Origin of the sequence: Thermoactinomyces sp. FSL K6-2592 (genome assembly GCF_038006465.1) — a bacterium.
In the GTDB taxonomy this organism is placed as follows: domain Bacteria; phylum Bacillota; class Bacilli; order Thermoactinomycetales; family Thermoactinomycetaceae; genus Thermoactinomyces; species Thermoactinomyces vulgaris.
Map to the genome: position 1 here is coordinate 1,237,005 of NZ_JBBOVH010000001.1, position 22,392 is coordinate 1,259,396.

The 22,392-nt window shown below is 47.4% G+C and carries 17 protein-coding genes; 11 read left to right on the forward strand and 6 right to left on the reverse strand.

All coding sequences use genetic code 11. The annotated features are described in order from the left end of the window. Positions 1 to 25: 25 nt before the first annotated feature. A complete protein-coding gene (locus NYE37_RS06615; RefSeq protein ID WP_037997286.1) occupies positions 26 to 274 on the forward strand; it encodes a hypothetical protein in 249 nt (82 codons plus the stop codon). Between the two features lie 278 nt (positions 275 to 552). Here NYE37_RS06615 and NYE37_RS06620 read toward each other — a convergent pair whose 3' ends face one another. Beyond that, positions 553 to 687 (reverse strand): hypothetical protein, encoded by a 135-nt coding sequence (locus tag NYE37_RS06620; RefSeq protein ID WP_255347204.1) that lies wholly within the window; start codon positions 685 to 687, stop codon positions 553 to 555. A gap of 209 nt (positions 688 to 896) precedes the next feature. On the opposite strand from NYE37_RS06620, the gene NYE37_RS06625 reads away from it, so the two are divergent. From NYE37_RS06625 to NYE37_RS06645, 5 genes are all read left to right on the forward strand, one after another. Beyond that, on the forward strand, positions 897 to 1,202 hold the full coding sequence (locus tag NYE37_RS06625; protein ID WP_037997284.1) for a DUF4870 domain-containing protein: 306 nt from the start codon (positions 897 to 899) through the stop codon (positions 1,200 to 1,202). 104 nt (positions 1,203 to 1,306) lie between these two features. Further along, entirely contained in the window at positions 1,307 to 2,029 is a 723-nt protein-coding gene (locus NYE37_RS06630; RefSeq protein WP_340711881.1) for a thermonuclease family protein, read from the forward strand. A gap of 9 nt (positions 2,030 to 2,038) precedes the next feature. Further along, positions 2,039 to 2,983: a sporulation protein gene (locus NYE37_RS06635; protein WP_131470923.1), complete on the forward strand. Its 945-nt coding sequence runs from the start codon at positions 2,039 to 2,041 to the stop codon at positions 2,981 to 2,983. Between the two features lie 232 nt (positions 2,984 to 3,215). Continuing rightward, entirely contained in the window at positions 3,216 to 3,917 is a 702-nt protein-coding gene (locus NYE37_RS06640) for an N-acetylmuramoyl-L-alanine amidase family protein (RefSeq protein ID WP_037997279.1), read from the forward strand. 215 nt (positions 3,918 to 4,132) lie between these two features. Next, positions 4,133 to 5,374 (forward strand): dicarboxylate/amino acid:cation symporter, encoded by a 1,242-nt coding sequence (locus tag NYE37_RS06645; protein WP_049720397.1) that lies wholly within the window; start codon positions 4,133 to 4,135, stop codon positions 5,372 to 5,374. Positions 5,375 to 5,410: 36 nt separating this feature from the next. Here NYE37_RS06645 and NYE37_RS06650 read toward each other — a convergent pair whose 3' ends face one another. Next, positions 5,411 to 6,292: a R2-like ligand-binding oxidase gene (locus tag NYE37_RS06650; protein ID WP_049720246.1), complete on the reverse strand. Its 882-nt coding sequence runs from the start codon at positions 6,290 to 6,292 to the stop codon at positions 5,411 to 5,413. Between the two features lie 24 nt (positions 6,293 to 6,316). After that, a complete protein-coding gene (locus NYE37_RS06655; protein ID WP_049720245.1) occupies positions 6,317 to 7,495 on the reverse strand; it encodes an iron-containing alcohol dehydrogenase in 1,179 nt (392 codons plus the stop codon). Positions 7,496 to 7,743: 248 nt separating this feature from the next. Between NYE37_RS06655 and pyc the strand changes: the two genes are divergently transcribed. The 3 genes from pyc to NYE37_RS06670 all read left to right on the forward strand — a co-directional run bounded on the left by pyc (position 7,744) and on the right by NYE37_RS06670 (position 13,880). After that, positions 7,744 to 11,181, forward strand: a complete 3,438-nt coding sequence (pyc, locus tag NYE37_RS06660; protein WP_037997273.1) for a pyruvate carboxylase — start codon at positions 7,744 to 7,746, stop codon at positions 11,179 to 11,181. Positions 11,182 to 11,493: 312 nt separating this feature from the next. Continuing rightward, entirely contained in the window at positions 11,494 to 12,603 is a 1,110-nt protein-coding gene (proB, locus tag NYE37_RS06665) for a glutamate 5-kinase (RefSeq protein WP_037997270.1), read from the forward strand. Further along, a complete protein-coding gene (locus NYE37_RS06670) occupies positions 12,600 to 13,880 on the forward strand; it encodes a glutamate-5-semialdehyde dehydrogenase (protein WP_231855189.1) in 1,281 nt (426 codons plus the stop codon). Before proB ends, NYE37_RS06670 begins: the two co-directional genes overlap by 4 nt. A gap of 49 nt (positions 13,881 to 13,929) precedes the next feature. On the opposite strand, the gene NYE37_RS06675 is transcribed toward NYE37_RS06670, so the two are convergent. Next, entirely contained in the window at positions 13,930 to 15,312 is a 1,383-nt protein-coding gene (locus NYE37_RS06675; RefSeq protein ID WP_037997268.1) for an MDR family MFS transporter, read from the reverse strand. Between the two features lie 419 nt (positions 15,313 to 15,731). Here NYE37_RS06675 and NYE37_RS06680 point away from each other — a divergent pair, with 419 nt between their 5' ends. Both NYE37_RS06680 and NYE37_RS06685 read left to right on the forward strand, forming a co-directional pair. Further along, positions 15,732 to 17,075 (forward strand): amino acid permease, encoded by a 1,344-nt coding sequence (locus NYE37_RS06680; RefSeq protein ID WP_037997265.1) that lies wholly within the window; start codon positions 15,732 to 15,734, stop codon positions 17,073 to 17,075. Between the two features lie 147 nt (positions 17,076 to 17,222). Then, positions 17,223 to 19,571: a hypothetical protein gene (locus NYE37_RS06685; RefSeq protein ID WP_049720243.1), complete on the forward strand. Its 2,349-nt coding sequence runs from the start codon at positions 17,223 to 17,225 to the stop codon at positions 19,569 to 19,571. A 324-nt stretch (positions 19,572 to 19,895) separates the two neighbouring features. Here the strand turns inward: NYE37_RS06685 and NYE37_RS06690 are convergent, their stop codons facing one another. Together NYE37_RS06690 and NYE37_RS06695 are read right to left on the reverse strand one after the other, a co-directional pair. After that, positions 19,896 to 21,011: an MGDG synthase family glycosyltransferase gene (locus tag NYE37_RS06690; RefSeq protein ID WP_049720242.1), complete on the reverse strand. Its 1,116-nt coding sequence runs from the start codon at positions 21,009 to 21,011 to the stop codon at positions 19,896 to 19,898. A 407-nt stretch (positions 21,012 to 21,418) separates the two neighbouring features. Then, positions 21,419 to 22,372 (reverse strand): DPP IV N-terminal domain-containing protein, encoded by a 954-nt coding sequence (locus NYE37_RS06695; protein WP_049720241.1) that lies wholly within the window; start codon positions 22,370 to 22,372, stop codon positions 21,419 to 21,421. Between the last annotated feature and the right edge of the window lie 20 nt (positions 22,373 to 22,392).

Consider the following 22,392-nt stretch of genomic DNA (forward strand, 5'->3'; position numbering starts at 1 on the left):
CTTTTGATGGTGAAATTCCCGCCCCTTGTGGTCATTGCCATTTTGGTTTTACGATCCGTTTTTTTATCCGTCTCAATCCGCTTTTTTCGTCGGAGATGCACTCGGGGGATCGGTGGGAGGATGGCTGTACAGTTATCACATGAATGTTGCCATTCTCGTTTGCGGGGGGCTGACTTTGCTGAATGCGCTGTTGGTGCCTTTGTTGTTTGCAATCGTCAAAGCCAAAGAAAAACACCGGCTGGTTCATGATCAGTCTTTTCATAAGAATGTGTGAACTCCATGAAACCGCACAAATGTTGCGGGAGCCGGGTGCACCTTCAGACGTGAAAAACATATGATAAAAAGAGACACCAGCACGGTGTCTCTTTTTGAGAGAAGAAAAAAGGGTGTTGAGAATGTGATCTATGTGAGTTGTCCGTCCATACAGAGATGGTTGTCTTCGATGTTCAGAATGGATCTCTTATGTGATGTTGCTGAAAACGGTACTTTGCAAGTGCCGCTGCGATATTTCCACAGCGATGGCAGCAATCAATATCTGTCCGTATTTCAGAATCAGTAAGAGAGATCGGCAGTGGACCAGGTTTTGCATTTGGGGCAGCGGACCATGCTGCCGGGAAGTGCTTTGCACACTTCGGTTTTACATTTGTGGCAAATCACTGTGACGAGCTGGTCTTTTTTTGAGTGCATGCTGCTTCCCCCCAATCGGGAACGTGACTCCTAACATCGATTGTACATATTTTTATCAATTTGTAAATAATATTATAATTTTTCAGTAACCTGGTGGGGGGTTCGTAATTGGGTTTTACATTCGGTAAAATAAAACAGGCAATTTGATTTTAAAAGAAAAACAAATAGGCTGTCCAAAACGGCCGGCCCATTTAAGGAGGGGTGATGAAATGGATGAGAAGTTGATCCGGGTGTTGCTTCATGCGAGCATCTGGTTTGCTCCGATTTTGGTGCCGTTGATTGTGTTTTTGTTTGGAAGTGACCGGGAATTAAAAAGATTGGCTTTGCAAGCGGTGGTTTTTCATGGTTCCGTTTTGTCGCTGTTATGGATTTCTACAAATTTATTGTGGATTCTGATCGGGTTCCCGTTCATCGTGGTTTTCGGACTGGCGGCTTTGTTTGTCCCGTTGACGGGCATTATTCGTGCGTTGCAAAATCGTCCGTTTCAATATCCGATCATTAAGAAGTGGATTTAAATTTTCTTTACCGAATTTGATTTTTAATCGGGAGTGTGGTAATTTAGAAAAGAAGTACAAATGGAAATATATACAGTTGGATCATGAAAAAAGGAGTAGGAATGGTGAGGAGTTTCAAAAAGCTGTCGATTTTGGGTTTGTTGGTTGCGTTGCTCATAGCTGCCGGCTGTGGAAATGATGAGAAAGTGGAAGTGCCGAAAAAATCCGTCACCGTGATTGACGGGGACACGATTAAAATCAAGTTGAAAAATAAAGAGGAGACCGTCCGGTTGCTGTTGGTGGACACGCCGGAAACCAATCATCCTCAGCTGGGAAAACAACCGCTCGGAGAGGAAGCCACAGCATTTACCAAGCAATTGATCGAAAAAGCCAATCAAATTGAATTGGAAAAGGAAGAGAACAAAAGAGACAAGTACGGGCGTTTCCTTGCCTATGTCCATGTGGACGGCAAACTGTTGCAGGAAGAGTTGGTGAAAAACGGTTTTGCCCGGGTGGCCTATGTGGATGATCCAAAAGCCAAGTATCTGGAAGACCTGAACCAGGCCCAAAAAGAGGCGGAACGTAAGAAAGCCGGCATTTGGCAATGGGATTCGTATGTCCAGAAAAACGGATTTAAAGTTGAATCTTTACAAGATGAAACCAATATTTTTGTTGCAAGCAAAAACAGCGATGTTTATCACCCGATCGGATGTGAAGCGGTGAAAGACATCAAACCGGACAATATCATTTATTATTATTCCGAGCAGGATGCAATGAAAGACAAGCGCAAACGCAGTCAGGTGAAAGAATGCTGGGATCGGTATCATGAATTGATGATGGGAAGGTGATAAAAAGTGTTGAAAGATCTGATGGCCCGGTTTGGCAAAGGGGCTGCAAAGGTGGATTTGGTGCTGGATGAGAGCCGGTTCCAATTGGGGGACACAGTGGAAGGAAAATTGCTCATTCATGGTGGCGAGGTTGAACAAAAGATCAACAAGATTGATGTGAAGCTGGAAGTCATCATCCGGCACGGGGATACGGATCATGTTCATACCATCACATCGATTCCTTTTTATGAATCATTTACCATCCGCCCCGGCGAAACCAGGGAATTTCCGTTTGCATATCAATTGCCTTATGACCTTTTGATTTCAGGAAACTACGTCACCTATTATTTTCACACTGATTTGGATATTGCCGGCGGGGTGGATCAAAAGGATCGCGATTACATAGAAATCCTTTGTCCCGCGCCATTGCAAAAAGTGCTCGACGCTTTGGGCCAATTGGGTTTCAGGGAAAAGCATGACTCCCGGGAGTTTAACGGACGGGTGCAGGAATTTGAACTTTTCCCGACCGGTTTCTTGCAGGGGCAAGCGGAAGAATTGGAGTTTGTCGCCGCCGTTCAGCCGGACGGAATCAGGTTGTTGCTGGAACTGGAACTTTACTCTTCTTTTGGAGGCAAACAAGAGATCAAGCGGGAAGTTTTCATTTCCAATGAAGAATTGGAGCCTGAGTCTGAGTTGGTCGGGCGGTTGCAGCAAATTTTGAGCGAAATGGCGGAGGCCCAAGGTGGATATCATGGAAGCTTTTCTCATGAACCGGTTTACCATGAACACAGTCACGGTCACAGCCACAGTCAAGGTTCTTCCGGGTTGGCCGGAGCCATTGGCGGCTTTGCTGCCGGCATGATCGGCGGGATGATCATGAATGAAGTGATTGATGGATTGATGGATGATGACGATGATGACGACGATGATGAAGCATTGGAAGCATTGGAAGATTTCTTTGAAGATGAAGATTAATCCAAAAAGTGGTGAATGACCCGATGGTTATTCATCACTTTTTTTATTTTCGGGCGGTTCACAGTGGAAGAAATCGAAAGAAAGAATATTATAAAATGATAATGGTAGAATTTAAGATTAACAGATTCCAATTGGAGTAGAAGGGTTTATTTTTTGTTATGAAGAATTAATTCTAATGGAGAATGAATTATCTGAATATTGTGGTTGTCAATCTGTTTCAGGGGGAATGTCGATGAGCGTGTATGTTGTGATTGACCCGGGGCACGGCGGGAAAGACCCGGGAGCAAGTGCCCATGGATTGGCGGAAAAAGACGTGGTTCTTCAAATTTCCAAAAAAATGAATGATTATTTTGGGGAGTATAAAGGGGTTACTGTTTCCCTGACCCGTTGGGATGACCGTTATCTGGATTTGAATGAGCGGTCCGATTTTGCCAATGCAAGAAACTGTGATCTCTTTTTATCAATTCATATCAATTCGGCCAGCTCTTCGCAAGCAGAGGGATTCGAAACGTATATTCACCCCAATGCCGCTTCCAAAACCAAGAATTATCAAAATCAACTGCATTCGACCATCACCAATTATTTATCCCAATACCAAATAAAGGACCGGGGAAAAAAGCAAGCAGACTTTGCGGTGCTTCGCAATACAAAGATGGCGGCCATATTGATTGAAAATCTCTTTGTCACCAATGAAAGGGAAAATCAATTATTAAAAGACGGCAAGTTTATCGATGGTTTGGCCCAATCCATTGTGGAAGGGGTTGCCCGTATTTACGGATTGGAAAAGAAAAAAACGGAACCGAAACCAATGTACCGCATTACGGTGAATGGAAAAGTGGTCTATGACACAGCGTATGAGTCTAAAATCACGGAAGCCATTCTCGAGGCGGTAAGAAAAGGAGCCGATGAAATCCAATTGAACAAATTGAATTAAAGAAAGGGAAGGAGGATGTATTCCTCCTTCTTATATTTTATTCACCATATCCAAGCGGTATTCTGAATAAAAATAACTATATTTATTTTGCATATATAAGATCTTTTATAATAAAATATTTTAAAATATTGAAAGAGAAAAGAGATCCATTGGACAAGGCTTCGGATGAAGGATGGAGCAATTGTTCAGACAGGGGGGTAGTGGAGGTGTACCGGATGAAGAAATTGTTGAAAAATATGACTTTTCAAGTTCTGTCAGCCATTTTTATCGGGATCTTGCTGGGAGTCTTTGTACCGGATGTAGCCAAAATGATGAAACCATTGGGAGAAATGTTTATCAACATGGTAAAAATGGTGATTGCACCGTTAATATTTTTTACCATCGTGCTTGGCATTGCCAAAATGGGAGACATGAAAAAAGTGGGCAGGGTCGGGGGAAAAGCCCTGATCTATTTTGAAATCGTTACCACTTTTGCTTTGGTTATCGGACTGATTGTTGCCAATTTGGTGGAACCCGGTGAAGGAGTGAACCTTCAAGCAACCCAAGCCGAAAGCGACCAAGTGAGTGAATACGCCCAAGAAGGGGAAAAAATGAAGCTGTCCGATTTCATCATTCATATCATTCCGTCTAATGCAGTGGAAGCTTTCGCGAAGGGGGATATTTTGCAAGTTGTTTTCTTTGCGGTTTTGTTCGGGTTTGCCCTGGTTTCGCTGGGAGAGACGGGAAAGCCTGTGATTGATCTGTTTGACCGGATTTCCAATGTATTCTTTAAAATCGTCAACATCGTGATGAAAGCGGCTCCGGCGGGGGCATTCGGGGCGATGGCTTTTACCATCGGAAATTATGGTTTGGCGACGTTGGTTCCGCTTGGAAAATTGATGTTGTCGGTTTATGCAACCATGTTTTTGTTTGTGTTCGTGATCCTGAATTTGATTTGCAAAATGTACGGTTTCAGTCTCCTGAAATATTTAAAATATATCAAGGAAGAGTTGCTGATTGTGCTCGGCACATCTTCGTCGGAATCGGTCTTGCCGCAAATGATGGAAAAAATGGAGAAGGCAGGGTGTTCCAAATCGGTGGTCGGCTTGGTCATTCCGACCGGCTATTCCTTTAATTTGGACGGAACCAGCATTTATTTGACCATGGCGGTTGTGTTTTTGGCACAGGTCAGCGGAGTGGATTTGACCCTGACCCAGGAGCTGACCATCTTGGCCATTTTGATGTTGACGTCCAAAGGGGCCGCCACCGTAACCGGGGGAGGGTTCATTGTTTTGGCTTCCACCCTGAGCGCCATGCAAGTGATTCCCATGGAAGGCTTGGCGTTGTTGTTGGGAGTGGACCGGTTCATGTCTGAAGCACGGGCCATTGTCAATATGATTGGAAACGGGATTGCCACTTTGGTGGTGGCCAAAAGTGAAAAAGAGTATCATCCGGACGGAGAAGATACGTTGGAATGACAGAAAAACCACACCTTAAAAAGGTGTGGTTTTTTGTTACAACCCGTCAGAAGAGAGGGGATCAGGGGAGGTCGGATCGAATGTGCCGTTTTTGGCCCGGGACAATATCTCAATCCGGACGTTGATTTGTTTTTCGGCAAAGCGCCGGATTTTTTTCATATCCACTCCCAGCGGGCTGATTCCTTCCTGGTATCGGGATACAATTTCCATACCGTATGGCGCCAGTTCTTCCATTTTTTTGACGAACCGGTCAAACAGGGAAGGTTTTTCATGAATCAACCGCTGCAAGAGATAGGTGCCATAGCTGATATGGCGCGATTCGTCCAATTTCAAATAACCGATTCCTTCCATCAACCCCGGCATCAGACCGGATTTGTCCAGCCCTTCATGGAAACTGGCGTAACCGGTTTCCGCCAACACGCCTTCCACAAACATGTTGTAAGTGGTGGCGGCATCCACGATCGCTTCGGGTGAAGCATCATGCAACAAGCGGTTCATGGATTCCGGAAGCATTTCGTTGAAAATTTTGCGGTATGCGGGGGAATGGTATCGGGATAGATCGTCGGTTTCCCCGATTTCATTGAGAAACAGCCGGAAAAATTCCGTATGTTTGGCTTCATCGAATAAAAATGTCGTCAGATACAATTCCTCTTCCAGGCGCCCTTCTTTGGCGATGACCATGATCAGAGGCAGCAAATCAACAGTGACCGCCTCTTCTCCGGCCAAAAAACTGGACGACCGTGCTCGGATTTCTTCTTTTTGTTGTTCGGTCATCCGTTCCCAATCTTTTTTGTCCTTCGAAAAATCGATGGACTCCGGGTTCCATGTACCGGCACGTTTGGCTTTTTGATAAAGCTGATAAGGAAATGAATCAATCTGGAGACCTCCCGGACGGGTTGACTGGAACTCCTTGCGCATGTGTCGCATCGCCTCCTTTGCATTTCAAGCGTTGATGGGTTGGTCAAAAACTTCACGAACGATCCTTAAGATGGTCTCATCAGGAATCGGATAAATCCCTGCCGGATCCTGTTTCACCAGCGAAACCAATTCCTGCCCGAGTTCAGGGGTGAAATGCCAATCAGCAAATGTATCCGGCAATCCCACGTCTTTTCGGAATTCTCTCAGAAACCCGGTGACAGCATCGAGCGTCGGTGGAACTCCGATGATTTTGGAAAATGATTCGATTCGCGGCTGATAGAATGAGGGCAGGGCTTCCATGACAGCGGGCAACAAGACTGCATTGGCCAGCCCGTGCGGAATCCCGAACCGGGCGCCGAGGGCGTGGGACAAATTGTGAACGGGGATGGCTGTCAACGAGTAACAAAAAGCGATAATGGCCAATGAACTGGCAATCAGCATTTGTTCACGGGCTTCGAGATGGTTTCCTTTGTCCACCGCCACCGGAAGGTGTTTTAAAATCATTTGCATGGATTGGATGGCGAATGCATCCGTGTACGGATGAGCGGTCGGTGAAAAAAAGGCTTCCACCGCATGGGTGAGTGCATCCATTCCGGTTGCAGCCGTCATTTTGGGCGGCAAACTGACGGTCAGCTCCGGATCGAGAATCGCAATATCGGCAGCGATATAGGGATGAAACAGATTGGCTTTTTTCTGATATTTCTCATGAAAGATGACAGCCACCGGAGAAACTTCGGATCCCGTGCCGGCCGTGGTCGGGATGGCGATATGCGGAATCGGAATGGGTTTTGCTTCCGGCAGGGTTATTTGTTCAACCGGTTTAAGGGATTCGTGAATATCTTGTTTTCCCAAATGCAAAAGCCATTTGACCCCTTTGACGGTATCCAGGACACTCCCGCCTCCCAAAGCGATGAGTGCATCAGCTTGGCGGTCACGGAAAAATTGGGCCGCACGATTGATTTTTTCCCCCTTGGCGTCTTGCTCGATTTCATCGAATATTCCGACCAATTGCACCGGTTTGACCGTCTGGTCCAGGAGCTTTTTGATTTTTTCCGTGATGCCGGCTTGGGTTAAACCTTTGTCAGTGAAAAGGACCACCCGTTTTCCTCCCAGTCCGTGCACGAATTCAGCCAAACGGGAACAAGTCCCTGAACCGCTGTGGACTTGGGAATGGAGAAAAAATTGGAAGGAAGAAAAAGTCATTTTTTCACCCCTGTATATGTTATATTGATAAAAACAAATGAATATTTACAAGGATCGGTCGGCCTGTGGCTTATAAAAGCAACCTCCCTATTTTATTATACAATGTTTTCTTTTTTGAAAGCGATTAATATTAATAAGATTCTAATTGTCTTACATTAATATTTGTGAGATATTTAGAAATATATTTGTTTAGATTATAATGTTTGTAATGGAGAGGTTAGACTTTTTTTCGCGAAAGGAGTACAGGTATGAAGCATTTTTCGAAAGTTTTAGTAGCCAATCGTGGCGAAATTGCTACCCGGATTTTTCGCGCTTGCACCGAACTGGGGATTCGCACGGTCGCTGTCTACACCGAGCAGGACAGCTTATCCCTCCATCGTTACAAAGCGGATGAAGCTTATCTGATCGGCGAGGGAAAAGGCCCGATTGAAGCGTATTTGGATATTGATGCCATTTTGGAAGTAGCAAAACGCCATGATGTGGATGCTATTCATCCCGGTTACGGCTTTTTGGCGGAAAATACCGAATTTGCCAAACGGTGCGAAGAAGAGGGGATTGTATTTATCGGTCCGTCCCCGGAGCATATCAAAATGTTTGGCGATAAGGTGGAAGCCCGTGACATGGCTGTTAAAGCCGGGATTCCGGTCATTCCTGGTACCCCTGATCCGATTCAGTCACTAAAAGAAGCGCAAGAGTTTACAGAAAAGCACGGATTTCCGGTCATCATCAAAGCAGCTTCCGGTGGAGGCGGCCGCGGGATGCGGATTGTCCGCAAGGCGGAAGAATTGAAAGACGCGGTCGAACGTGCCCGGTCCGAAGCGAAATCCGCTTTTGGAAATGCCGCGGTTTATATCGAGAAATATTTGGAAAATACGAAACATATCGAAGTGCAAATTTTGGCAGACTCTTACGGGAATGTCATTCATCTTTATGACCGGGATTGTTCCATCCAACGCCGCCATCAAAAAGTGATTGAAGTGGCGCCGAGTGTGTCGTTGGATGAGAATTTGCGCGAACAGATTTGCGAAGCGGCTTTGAACCTGATGAAAAAAGCCGGTTACATCAATGCCGGAACGGTTGAATTTTTGGTCACCGGCGATCAAAAGTTTTACTTTATCGAGGTGAATCCGCGGGTGCAGGTGGAGCACACCATTACGGAATTAATCACCGGTGTGGACATCGTGCAATCCCAAATCCGGATTGCGGAAGGATATGCTTTAACCGATCCGGAAGTGGGCGTGCCGGCGCAGTCGGAAATCACCACCCGCGGGTATGCGATTCAATGCCGTGTGACCACCGAGGATCCGGAGCGCGATTTCCTGCCGGAAACGGGAAAATTGCTTGCGTACCGGTCCGGAGGCGGATTTGGCATTCGTTTGGATTCCGGTAACGCGTATCCCGGGGCTGTCATAACACCGCACTATGATTCCTTGCTGGTGAAAGTTTCTTCTTGGGCGATGACTTATGAACAAGCAGCCCAAAAAATGTTGCGCACGTTGAGGGAATTCCGGGTTCGCGGAGTGAAAACCAATATTCCGTTTATGGAAAATGTGGTGCAACATCCGGTGTTTTTAAGTGGGAAATATGATACTTCGTTCATTGACACAACACCGGAATTGTTTGAGTTTCCAAAGCGGAGAGACCGTGGAACCAAATTATTGAATTATATCGGTCAGACGGTTGTCAACGGGTATCCGGGATTGCCCAAAGACAAAAAGCCCAATTTTCCCGAACCACGTGTGCCCGTTGTTCCTTATGACCGGGAATATCCGTGCGGAACGAAACAAATTTTGGACGAGCAGGGAGCCGAAGGACTGATTGACTGGATTAAAAACAGCGAGCGCCTTTTAGTGACGGATACGACCTTTCGCGATGCCCATCAGTCTTTGTTTGCAACCAGAATGCGCACCTATGATTTGTTAAAAATCGCTGAAGCGACGGGAAAACTGGCTCCGGGATTATTCTCGCTGGAGATGTGGGGAGGAGCCACTTTTGATACGGCAATGCGCTTTTTAAATGAAGATCCTTGGGAAAGGTTGCACTTACTTCGTGAACGGATTCCCAATATTTTATTTCAAATGCTGTTCAGAGGCGCCAATGCGGTGGGTTACACCAACTATCCCGATAATGTGATCCGGAAGTTTGTGCAACTGGCTGCAAAGAGCGGCATTGACGTTTTCCGGATTTTTGACAGCTTAAACTGGATTGAAGGCATGAGGGTGGCAATCGATGCCGTGCGTGAAACCGGGAAAGTTGCCGAAGCGACCATATGTTACACCGGGGATATCACGGATCCGTCCCGCAACAAATACTCGCTGAAATATTATGTGGATCTGGCCAAAGAGTTGGAAAAAGCGGGGGCGCAAATCCTGGCGATCAAAGATATGGCCGGATTGTTGAAACCATTTGCGGCATATCAGCTGGTCAAAGCATTAAAAGAAGAGATCGGCATTCCGATTCATTTGCATACGCATGATACCAGCGGGGTGCAGATGTCGACGCTGATCAAGGCTTATGAAGCCGGGGTGGACATTGTGGATACCGCCATCAGTTCCATGTCCGGATTCACTTCACAGCCCAGCCTGAATGGTTTGGTTGCCGCATTGCGCGGTGATAAGAGAGAAACCGGATTGGATTTGCAGGAGATCCAAAAGCTCTCGGATTACTGGGAAGATGTGCGGGCTTATTATGCCGGTTTTGAAAGTGACATCAAATCGCCGACCGCCGAGGTGTATGTTCATGAAATGCCGGGCGGACAATATTCCAACTTGCGCCAGCAGGCGAATGCGGTCGGTCTGGGCGATCGCTGGGAAGAAGTGAAAAAAGCTTATGCCACGGTAAACAAAATGTTTGGAGACATTGTCAAAGTCACTCCTTCTTCCAAAGTGGTCGGGGACATGGCCCTGTTTATGGTGCAAAACAACCTGTCGGAACAGGATGTTTATGAAAAAGGCCACCGTTATGACTTCCCGGAATCGGTCATTCAGTTTTTCCAAGGATATTTGGGACAACCGCCGGGGGGATTCCCGGAAAAGTTGAGGGATATTATCTTAAAAGGCCGCGAATATTTCACTTGCCGGCCGGGCGAATTGTTGGAGCCGGTTGATTTCGGGGAAGTCCAAAAAGAGCTGGAAGAAAAAACCGGCCGGACGGTCAATGAGTACGATGTGATGAGTTACATCATGTATCCGAAAGTGTTCTTGGACAAAGAAAAGAAAACCAAGGAATTCGGGGATCTCTCCGTGTTGGATACACCCACGTTTTTCTACGGGCTCCGTTACGGGGAAGAGATCAAAGTGGAGATCGAAACGGGTAAAACCTTGATCGTCAAATTGATTACAGTCGGGCCGTTGGCTCCGGACGGGACACGGACGGTGTATTATGAATTAAACGGACAACCGCGTGAAGTGAACATTCGCGATTTGTCAGCCAAAGCAACGGTCGATTCGCGCCGCAAAGCGGATCCGGATGTGGAAGGCCATGTGGGAGCCACGATGCCGGGGCATGTGGTGAAAATCCTGGTTGAGAAAGGGGACAAGGTGAAGAAAGGAGAACACCTTGTCGTCACCGAGGCCATGAAGATGGAAACGACGATCCAGGCGCCGTTTGACGGTGTGGTCAAGGAAATTCATGTGAAAAATGGAGATGCCATCGAGACCGGGGACTTATTGATTGAAATGGAGTAGAGATTGACAAACCGTCCGGATGTCATGTATATAAATGTATAAAACTTGCATATCAAAGTGCGATGACAGAGTGAATCAATCCGGAGCGATGCACAGAGAGCGGGTTTCGCGGCTGGAAAAACCCGTCATTTAACCGGATTGTCCCGCCTCTGGAGCGATCCGTGAAAAGCGGATTCGGTGGCTTGGCCGTTATCCAGTAAAGGGGATGCGTCTTACGGTGGATGTGGGACGCATCAATGAAGGTGGTACCGCGAAAAAGCCTTTCGTCCTTCAGGGATGAAAGGCTTTTTTTGTTTAGAGGGAGGAAGAAGCATGGGAAAAAAGCGTGTTGTGGTGAAAGTCGGCTCCAGCAGCCTGACGGAAGCAGGCGGCGTCCTGTCAGAGAAAAAAATCAATCCATTGGTCGGGCAAATCGCCGCCCTGATCCGGCAAGGAATGGAAGTGATCCTTGTGTCGTCCGGTGCGGTTGCCGCCGGGATCGGACGGTTGGGATGGACCCCGGCTTCGATTACCATTCCGGAAAAGCAGGCGGCTGCCGCTGTGGGCCAAAGCGCACTCATGGATACGTACCAGAAATACTTTCAACAACATGGTCTTCCGGTGGCCCAATTGTTGCTCACACGCTTGGATTTGGAAGACCGGAAACGGTTTATTCACATTCGCAATACCATCGAAACGTTGTTGAAAAAGGGGATTGTACCCATTGTTAATGAAAATGACACGGTGGCCGTTGATGAAATTCGCGTGGGGGATAACGATACTTTGAGCAGTCTGGTGGCCATTGTGGCCCAAGCAGACCTTTTGGTGATGCTGACAGACATTGACGGTTTGTATACCAAAGATCCCCGAAAAGATCCCGAGGCCGAAAAAATTGAGGAAGTGCATGTCATCACCAAGGAATTGGAAGAGATTGCCGGGGGTTCCGGAAGCATCGTGGGAACCGGCGGAATGCGGACCAAAATGACCGCGGCCAAAATCGCGGTCCAATCCGGAATGAAGGTGGTGATTGCGTCCGGCAAAGAACCGGATGTATTAAGAAAAATTGTGCAAGGGGAAAAAGTGGGAACCTGTTTCCATCCGCACAGCCGCTTGCCGAGCAAAAAATCATGGTTGGCGTTCAGTACCCGTGTCAAGGGGAAAATCACGGTGGATTCCGGTGCGAAAGAGGCGCTGGTCCGGTTTAACAAAAGCCTTCTGTTGGGCGGAGTGATCCGTGTCAGTGGAACTTTTTTGGAAGGAGCCGTCGTGGAAATTTGCGATCCGTCCGGCCGCTCTATCGGCAAAGGGATCTCCAGCTTTTCCAGTGCCGACCTCAATCTCTTGCTGGAACGGAAAGCTTGGAATCAGGGGAATGAACGGATTCATGAAGTGGTTCACCGGGATATGATGGTGATTTTGAAGGAGGAGGAGCTAGTCTTATGATGACGGTTGATTTGCAAGACATGGTGAAAAAGAAAACATGCAAAGCCAAACAGGCTTCACGGAAGTTGACGATGGTTTCCGCCCGGGAAAAAAACGAAGCATTGATGCGCATGGGCGAGAAATTGTGGCAGATGCGGGAACGGATTTTTGAAGCCAATCAAAAAGATTTGGATGCCGCCATCCAAAACGGATTGTCCAAAGCGAAACAGGACCGGCTGCTGTTGAATGAGAAACGCCTTGCCGACATGATTGAGGGGCTGAACGTATTGGTCCAAAGCAGCGATCCGGTCGGCGAAGTGATGGAAACCCATTGCCGCCCGAACGGATTGAAAGTGGATAAAGTGCGCGTTCCGTTCGGGGTGATTGCCATCATTTACGAATCACGTCCCAATGTCACCGTGGATGCCGCCGGTCTGGCATTGAAAGCCGGCAATGCCATTGTCCTTCGCGGGGGGAAAGAAGCAATCTTCTCCAATCAGGCACTGGTTCGGGTCATGTGTGAAGGGCTGGCGGAAACACAGATTCCGGTTGATTCCATTCAATTGATTGAGCGGACCGAGCGGGACACGATTGATTATTTGATCCGGGACAAAGAATCGGTCGACTTGGTGATTCCGCGCGGGGGAGCCGGATTGATTCAACGGGTCGTGCAAAATGCCCATGTGCCGGTCATTGAAACCGGTGTGGGAAATTGCCACATCTATGTGCATGCTTCCGCGGATTTAAAGATGGCCCGGTCGGTGGTGGTCAATGCCAAAACCCAACGGCCTTCGGTTTGCAATGCCATGGAAACCCTATTGGTCGATCAGGGCATTGCGGAGGAATTTTTGCCTTTTTTGGCCCGGGAGTTGGCGGCCCGGGGGGTGCAGGTGAAAGGATGTGAACAAACCTGCCGCATTTTGCAAAATGAATCTTCGCTGAAAATCGAACCGGCCGCAGAAGAAGATTACGACACCGAGTTTTTGGATTTGATCCTGGCTGTGAAAGTGGTTCGGGGAACCGGGGAAGCGCTCCGGCACATTGAACGGTTTGGGACGGGCCATTCCGAAGCCATCATTGCCGAAGATCAAAAAGCGGCGGATGCCTTTTTGACACAAGTGGATGCGGCGGCCGTGTATCATAATGCTTCCACCCGTTTTACCGACGGGGCTGAGTTTGGATTCGGCGCCGAAATGGGGATTTCCACCCAGAAGTTGCATGCACGGGGCCCCATGGGATTGAAAGAGCTTACCAGTTACAAGTATGTGATCCGGGGAACCGGCCAGGTCCGGGAATAAATAAAGAAAGGGAATGGCAAGCGTTGCCGCTTTGCCATTCCCTTCTTGATTACATACTAGGTAGCATCCAGTGATGGAGAAAACTCAGCTTTTCCCCATACTGTTGTGTCGCCCAAAACAAAAGTCCGGTCAGAATCGAGATGATCGGAATGATTTTAAACGAGAATTTGAGGATGGGCGTTAATTTTAAGTCGTTGAGCACTTTGTATATGATCAACATGACGCCGATGCCCTGTTTTTTCATGTATTTGCGATAGCCGACGGCATAGAACCAAATAATATGTAAGGCAATCAACGCAATGATCCACCACATCACCGGCGCCCCGACTTGATTGTACAGCCAGCTGCCCACCAACGGCCCCCAACTCAATCCGATCTGGGCCAGATTGGCGGCTCCGTAATAGGCACCGCGAAACCGGTCATTGCTCAACTGGTCAATCATTTGGCTGCTTACCGGGAAAATGAAAATCTCCCCGATGGTGAATAAAATGGTTCCGCTGATAAAGATCAATTCCCGGTCTCCCAGCGAAAGCGAGGCATATCCCGCGGAAAACAGCAGGACCCCCAGCAAAATACTGCTCAACGGGTTTCTCTGTTCCGCCCAGTTGGTGATAAAGGGCTGGAACAAGATGACAATGGCTGCATTGATCATTAACAAGAAGGAATAGATTCGTTCCCCGTTCACGATTTCGTTGGTCAGAAACATCGGCAAGCTTGTTTCCAATTGTGCATAAATGCCGTAAAAGATCATACTGCCTATGATGTAGTATCCCAATGTTTGGTCTTTTCTCATGAGATGCAAGCATTCGGACAACTGAACCTTGCCTTCATCCCTGGAATGTCGGATTTTCTCCTTGTACTTGAGCAAAAACCCGATTTGCATTAGGGAGTAAAGAGCATATAACAAACCGGTAAGGACAAAGGTGTAAGGACCGATCGACTGGAACAAAAAAGTCCCCAGCAAAGGACCGATCACCATGCCGATATTGATGGCCATATAACGGTAACTGAATACTTTCAGTCGTTTTCTTTGTACGGTTAAGTCCGCCATTAACGCTTGGGAAGTGGGTTCAAAAAAAGCGCGCCACAAGCCGTGGAAAAAACTCAACAGGATAAACGTGACATACCCCTGTGCCAATACGAACCCGAAAAAACAAAAGGTCCAGGCAACCAAAGAAATGACGATAATAAACCCGCGACCAAACAAGTCAGACAGATAACCGCCAACAAATCCCCCTAATGCCGCACCCAATCCCATCACTCCGAGGATGATCCCGACCTGCATCGGGGTGAACTGGATGTGATGGGTTAAATAAAACACCAAAAATGGCAGGCTCATAAAAGAGGCAGTTCTGGTAAAACCGGTTCCAAAAAGAAGAAACAGAACCATTGGATGCATTCGTTCTTGTTGATGCCGTTCTCTTCTCGACATCAAAACGGGTTGATGGTTTGTAATGAGACACCACCTCTTTGACGGGGATCAATCGTTCAACAAAATGATGCTCATGCTACACTAGTAAAAACAAAAACAGGAAGAAAACATCCCATCTCCATCTTAACGGTTATTTTGAAAATTACAATATATAAATTTTGAAGTTCCTTTTAAATAGCTCGCCGATTTTTCTATTAACACCCTGTTTTGAAATAATTTAGGTGATTAGACTATAAAATATATAATATTATTATATAAAAACAATTTATTAATAAAATATAATATTTTCAAACATAATTTCGCGGGAATTTGGCGGTTTCGGATTTGGTTGAGTTTGTATTCATTTTTTATTAGAATTTATTCATACAGTTTTTGAATTGTTGAGTTGATCAAAGAAGAGACAGGTGGTTGAGGAGAGTATGAGCAGAGAACCAGTCGGAGCGAAGGAAGATGTGTTGCAGAGAGAGTTGACGCCCGGGCAGTTGACGATGATCGGCCTGGGAAGCGCCATCGGCACCGGACTGTTTATCGGTTCCAGTTTGGCCATTCATTATGCCGGACCTGGTGTCATTGTGAGTTATGCTCTTATTTCTGTAATCGTGTTTATGATGGTGTTTTGTCTTGCAAAATTGTCCATGGAACATCCGACGACGGGATCATTCGGGATTCATGCCGAGAAATATCTCCATCCGTGGTTGGGTTATCTGGTCCGGTATACGTATTGGGCGGCCAATGCCATTGCCATCGGAGGCGAAGCGACGGCTGTCGGGATTTACATGCAGTATTGGTTTCCCGAAGTGCCCCGGTGGATCTTTGTGGTTGCTTTTTCACTGATGATTATTTTGATCAATGCCTTGTCCGTCAAAAATTTCGGCATGTTTGAATTCGGGTTTTCCACGGTCAAGGTGACCGCATTGTCGGTCTTTATTGTTTTGGGGTTGCTACTCATTTTTGCTGAACCGGCTGAAAGCATGAACCGGCTGGCCGGTGACGGACAATTTGCTCCTCAGGGATGGTTTGGGATTTGGATGGGAATGGTGATGGCCTCCTTCAGTTTCATGGGAACAGAAATTGTTGCCGTCACGGCTGGAGAAGCCAAAGAACCCCGTCGGGCCTTGTCCAAAACCATGAAATGGATGGCACTTCGATTGATTCTTTTTTATTTGCTGTCCATGGCCGTGATGCTGGCTTTGATTCCCTGGCAACAAATTGGCGGGGAACAGTTGGAACAAAGCCCGTTTGTTAAGATGTTGCAGCTTTTGAACATTCCCTATGCCGCCGGCTTGATGAATTTTATTGTGTTGACGGCCGCTTTGTCGACCATGAATGCCAATTTGTATGCTTGTACGCGGATGATGTTTTCGTTGGCCAAAAGTGAGTTTGCGCCCGAAAAGTTGGGGAAGGTCACCCGAAAAGGAGTGCCGGTCCCGGCATTGATCATTTCGTCCTTTGGACTGATGATTGCCATCTTGCTCAATGTGACGGACGCGAAAGCCTATCAAACGTTGTTTGGCATCGCGATTTTCGGCGGGATCTTCACTTGGATGATCATCTTTTTAACCTATTTCCGCTATCAATGGTTAAAAACGGCACGTTTTTCACCGGTTGCCACCATTGGGTTTGTCGTGCTGCTTTTGGTATTCATCACCATGTTTTTGCATCCGGCGTGGAAATACGCGATTTATATCGGGGTGTTTTGGGTGATGATTTTAAGCGTCTTTTACGGGCTTCAGAGATGGCGGAAAGCGAAAAAACAGGAATAAGCGGAATCAGACTTTCATAATTTATAGCGGGTGATGCCGAATTTTGGCATGACCTGCTCTTTTTGTTTGAAGCGGAAAGATAGGATCCGGAAGAACCGGTGGAGAATGGAATAAAAAGGGAAACGAACAAAGATGGAGGTGAACCGATTGCCTGAGCCCCGAGTAATTCGGAAATCATCTGAAAATTGCTATCATTTGGAGGATTTCCCCCGCCTTCCCGATGAAACCGATGATATCGGGAGATTTCGGCGGGCCATTCATGCAATGCCTTCCGGATCCCGGCTCATGGTTCCGCCCGGCCGTTATTTTTTGGAGGAGATTTGCATTCGCAAACCGATTTCCATCTGTTTTGACAAAAAGGCGGTCGTGGAACCTGTGCACGTCAATGCCCCTTATATTTTGAAATGGGAGGGCGGGACGGGTTACCATGATTATTGCCTCGCCCATGACCTGAAAAGAGGGGACCGGAGTTTTTGGATTTTGCAAACCCCGTGGGATATCAAAGCCGGAGACATGATTGCATTGACAGATGATTCCACGAGATGGTCGGACGGTCAAAAAAATGTGAATGTGGAAATCCATGAAATCAAAAGCATTCATCCGTCAGAACAAGAATTGCTCCAGGACGGCCTGAATGAAAAAAGTTGGGCCGGTCCGGTTTGGAATCACCAAAGCACGTTGGGCAGGAATGCTTCTTTTGCCTGGGATCCCGGGGAATCTGCTTTAAAAATGGAATTAAAACCGGTGACGGAACCGGGATATGTTTCCTTCGAACAGAAGGTTTTCGGGATCCAGGAAGGCGAACGGTATAATTTGCAGTTGATTTGCCGGGTGAAGACAAGCCGGTCGGTCACGGGAAGCTGTTATGTTGCTTGGTATGACAGACGGGATCAATTTCTTTCCCGCTCAAAAGTGAAGGAATTTGACCCGTTACATTGGCAGAGAATCGTGAACGGGAATCTGAAGGCGCCTTCCGGTGCGGCAGCGGCGCGGGTGATTGTTTCCGTCCATGCGTTAAAGCCGGGGGATTGCGGTACGCTTTGGGTAAAAGGGGTATCCTTTAAAAGCGCAGTGACCCGGATGGTCTTGAAAGACCGGGTCCGCCTCCCCAAGCGTGCTTCCGGCCAAAAAAATGTTTACAAGATCAACCCGCTCCGGTCCGTCTGCGTGGAAAATTTTTGTTATCGCTTAAAAGAAGGTTCCAGTAAAGGGTTTGGTATTTTGGCCTTCAATATGCATGGGTTTTTCGTCCGGGGATTGAAAGGGGAAAGAGGGGCGGAATCGGCCATTCAAGTGCAGCGCAGCATGGATGTGACCGTGGAGGATTTTGATTTGAGGGATCCGCAGGTGGTGGGATCCGGTCAAGGTTACGGGATCCAATTCTACGGCGGAAACCGGAAGATTGTGGTCCGGAACGGATATACCCGGCGGATGCGCCACAGTGTGGATTTAGAAGGGACTTTTGATGCATGGGTGGAGAATGTGGTGGACGAAAAAGGAAAAGGGGCTTCATTCATGATCTCGCATAACGGCTGGTGTTCGGATATCACGTTTATCCACTGCCGGTCCGTCGACTCCGGTTCGTCGGGATTTGTTGCGGAAGCCCAAGGGGTGAAAGATCCTTTCTCTTTGAAGCATCACAATATCCGGATTCTCCATTGCGAATGGCAACGCACACGCCGTCTCGCCGATCCCGTTTGCTATGGATTCGGCATTTGGCTGAAAGCGCCGGCGACCGGGAAAATCATGCATTTTAAGGCGATGTGCGGAAATGGCGAAAACCCCACGGCTCTTCAGGACAACGGGGCGATTCGGTTACTCCCTGTCGGCAATGACCTTTTGGTCAAGCACGTGACAGGCGAAGGATTGAGGCGGGGGGTGTTGATCGCCTTCCCGTCGGCCGTTCCGGAGCAGGAATACCCGGGGAAAATGGTGTTTCGCGACATCTGTTTGCGAAATTGCCGTACCGGCTTTTTGATCAATGACGGTGAGGGAAAAAGGGTGTTTCTTTATGATTTGAAGTTGGATCAAATCGATTCCTGGTTGTTTGAAGGAAACGGGCGGGGCAGTTACGAACAATTTGTGTTGGACGGATTGAAGGTGGTGCGTTCCGGCAAAGCCGGATTGATGCAGTCCAGGCCGCAGCCGGTCCAAGGTTCGGTGCTGCAGGGAAAGATTGCCCGCATTGTGTCGGATCAAAGGGGGGCGTTTTGTTCGCTGAAAAAAAATTGGGCGCTGTCTTTAACCGACTGTTTGTTAAAAGGAGACGGGGAGACCATTTGGTTTTCAGGAAAAATCAAAAACTCCTGCGCCCGGGGGATTCCGGACGGGATTGTGGAGGGGCAGCGGTTAAAATTGGTTTCGTCCTCTCCGGATACGTTTACGGTGTTTTCGGACAACATTGCGGGGGGCAAGGGGCGCGGCATCACCCTGTCTCCCGACAAGCCGTCCGTTCTGTTGGTCTGGCAGGAGAAAAAGTGGATTCCTGTTCAATAAAATTGAGAAAAAATATGTTAATATTTTATGGTGTCTGTTTGGGGTATGGATCAAAGAATCAGAATTAGAAAGTGTGAGTGAAAATCAAAACAAAGCAAAAAACCGTAGATTTGGACAAATTGGAAGAGACGAGCAAGAATCCCATGGTGAAGGAGTACGGCGTGACTTGGACGTTATACAAATGTGAGACATGTAAATATTTAGAAGCGCATGGTAAAAGTTTTCGTTGCAGTCACCGCAAAGGACGCCACTATCCCAGTTGGGATGCTTGCGGCTTATATCGTCCGCGCTCTTAAAACTCTCGCAAAAAGCGAGAGTTTTTCCTTATAAGTAATCCATGACAATTTGTGCGCCATGGATGGCGGAGCCGGGTTTTCCGACAAGGGTTGCATTGGTCTGCATTTCTTGGAGGGGATCCGGGTGTTCGATCAAATAGGTGAGTTGTTTGGGTAAATGTTGCGGTTGGTCTTCCCGGATGGCCACTTGCTTGTTCAGCAAAAAACGGCTGTTTTTTTCTTCCTGGCCGGGGATCGGTTTGCAGATGACCATGGGGAGTCCGGTGGCCAAGGCTTCTGAACTCGTCATTCCGCCTGGTTTGGTGACGATGAAATCCGATGCGCACATAAAATCAACCATGTTATGCACAAACGGGAAGAGATGGACATGGGAGAGGTTTTTCAGTTCCCGGGATAATTCCTTATATAACGGTTGATTGTTTCCGGTGATGATGAGCAATTGATAATCTTGTCTCAAAGCCATGTTTTTTAATGCGTCCAGACAAGAGTAAAACGGCCCGATTCCGCTTCCGCCGCCCATCAGCAAGATCGTAAAGCGGTCGGGAGAAACGCCGATCTGTTTTCGCGCTTCCTTTTTCTCTTTTTGTTCCGTGAAAAAAGCCGGGTTGATGGGAATGCCTGTGCTGTAGAGATCGGCCTGGCTTCCTTTTTTTCGGATCTTCAGCCCGATTTCTTCATGTGCGGTAATATAAAAATCAACTGCGGGATGAATCCAGAAGCTGTGAACATCAAAGTCGGTCACCACGCCACCCAACCGAAAGCGGCTGCAGGAAGTATGGCTTTTCAAGTAGGCGCAGGCGCTCAAGCAAAAGGCATGCGTACAGATGATCACCTGTGGTTTTAATCCCTCGATGAGAGTCCGGAGTTTATGAGCCACAAATTTTCCCATCGGGTCCCGAAACAGTTTGCTGAACCGGGAATCCCATTGATAGCAAGCGCCCCAGAGGTTCGGGGCATAGCGCAACGTCTGCAAATAGCTTTTTTTGATCAATGATTTCAACTGCTTGCTGATCATTGGCAGGATGGAAACGATTTGAACTTCACTGCTTGGATATTCAAGTTCAATCCCTTTCTTTAATGAGCTGGCGGCGCTGTAGTGACCATAACCGGCAACGGTTTCGGTTAAAATGAGGATTTTGTCCATGGCTCAGTCACTCTCCAAATCCGTTTTAATCCTTCTTTCAACATTAATACCCGCTGAGCAAGCAAAGTCCTTTCCGTCTGAAAAAAATTATCCGGACCGGCAGGCGGCATCCGGGTCCGAATCCGCGTATATAAAACGGTCGGATCCCGGAAGGGGCGGGGCGACGCCCGTTGCAGAGATCTTTCCGACGGGGTGGTCCGGACCCGAAATATGTTATTACCTTTATCTGTATTGATTAAACCCGTGCATCATTGGGTATTGGGCAAAAGCGGCCGGGGATGTGACGATGAACGCAATCATGTGTTCTATTTTCTCTTTAACATAGAAAATTATTCAAATAGAAAGAAAGCCGGGGCATAAAAAAAGAACCCTGCATGGTTCATGGATGCAGGGTTCTTTGCGGGCTTTTAATCCAACAAAAAGTTTTTGACTTTTTTCAAAAATCCTTCTTCCTGTTCACTCACGTTGAGTGTTTTCCATTCGGAAGGGGTGGCATATTTGACCTGCATTTGGAGCATCTTTTTGTTGGAGCCGTCTTTATTCATGATGTAAAAAGAGCTGGAGTCTTTCTCTTTTTCATTTTCTTCGTTGATGGTGAACAAAATTTGTTTCCCGTCTTCCGACCAAACGGCCCCGGAAGCGGCTTTGTCAAGATCCGCCGTGATGTTTCGGGCCTGTTTGGTGGCCAGATTCATGACATAAATGTCGGTTTGTCCGTTTTGGCTTTTTTCAAACAAAACCGATTTTCCATCGGGTGAAAAATGCGGGGAATACTCAGAGGATTCCTGATCATTTTGGCCGGTTAAAGGCGAAATCTGGCTGCCGTCGGCGTTCATGATGAAAAGGCCGGTATTCCCGTCTTTATCCGTGGAATGGAAAACGATTTTTTTCCCATCCGGAGACCAGTCCGGGCTGGAATGAAAGACTCCGTCTTCGGCTTCGGTAAGCTGTGTCACTTTTTTGGTTTCCAACTCGATGGTGTATAAGTTTCCGTCGCTCCTTGCAAAGACAATTTTTTCCCCGTCGGGAGAAAAGCGTGGGGAAGAATCGAAATGGGGAAATTTGCTGCGGGTGAGACGGACTGCGTTTTTCCCGCTGCTGTCGGCAACATAGACGCTGTCATGCTTAATATAAGTAATCATGTCACCGGAAGGAGAGACATCGACGGAATTTCCCGAAGTGATCCGTTTGGTTTGCAAAGTTTCAGGGTTGAATTGATAAATGCTCTGCGTATGTAAACCGCCACTGAACAAAATGGTGCCGGGTTGTGTTTCTTGATTGGCATAAACCGGCAGAGCAAGAGAGGTGGAAAGAATGAGTGCCCCCATCACCCCTGTTACTTTTTTGGAAATTTTTTTCATGGATTCTCTCCTTTCTGGTA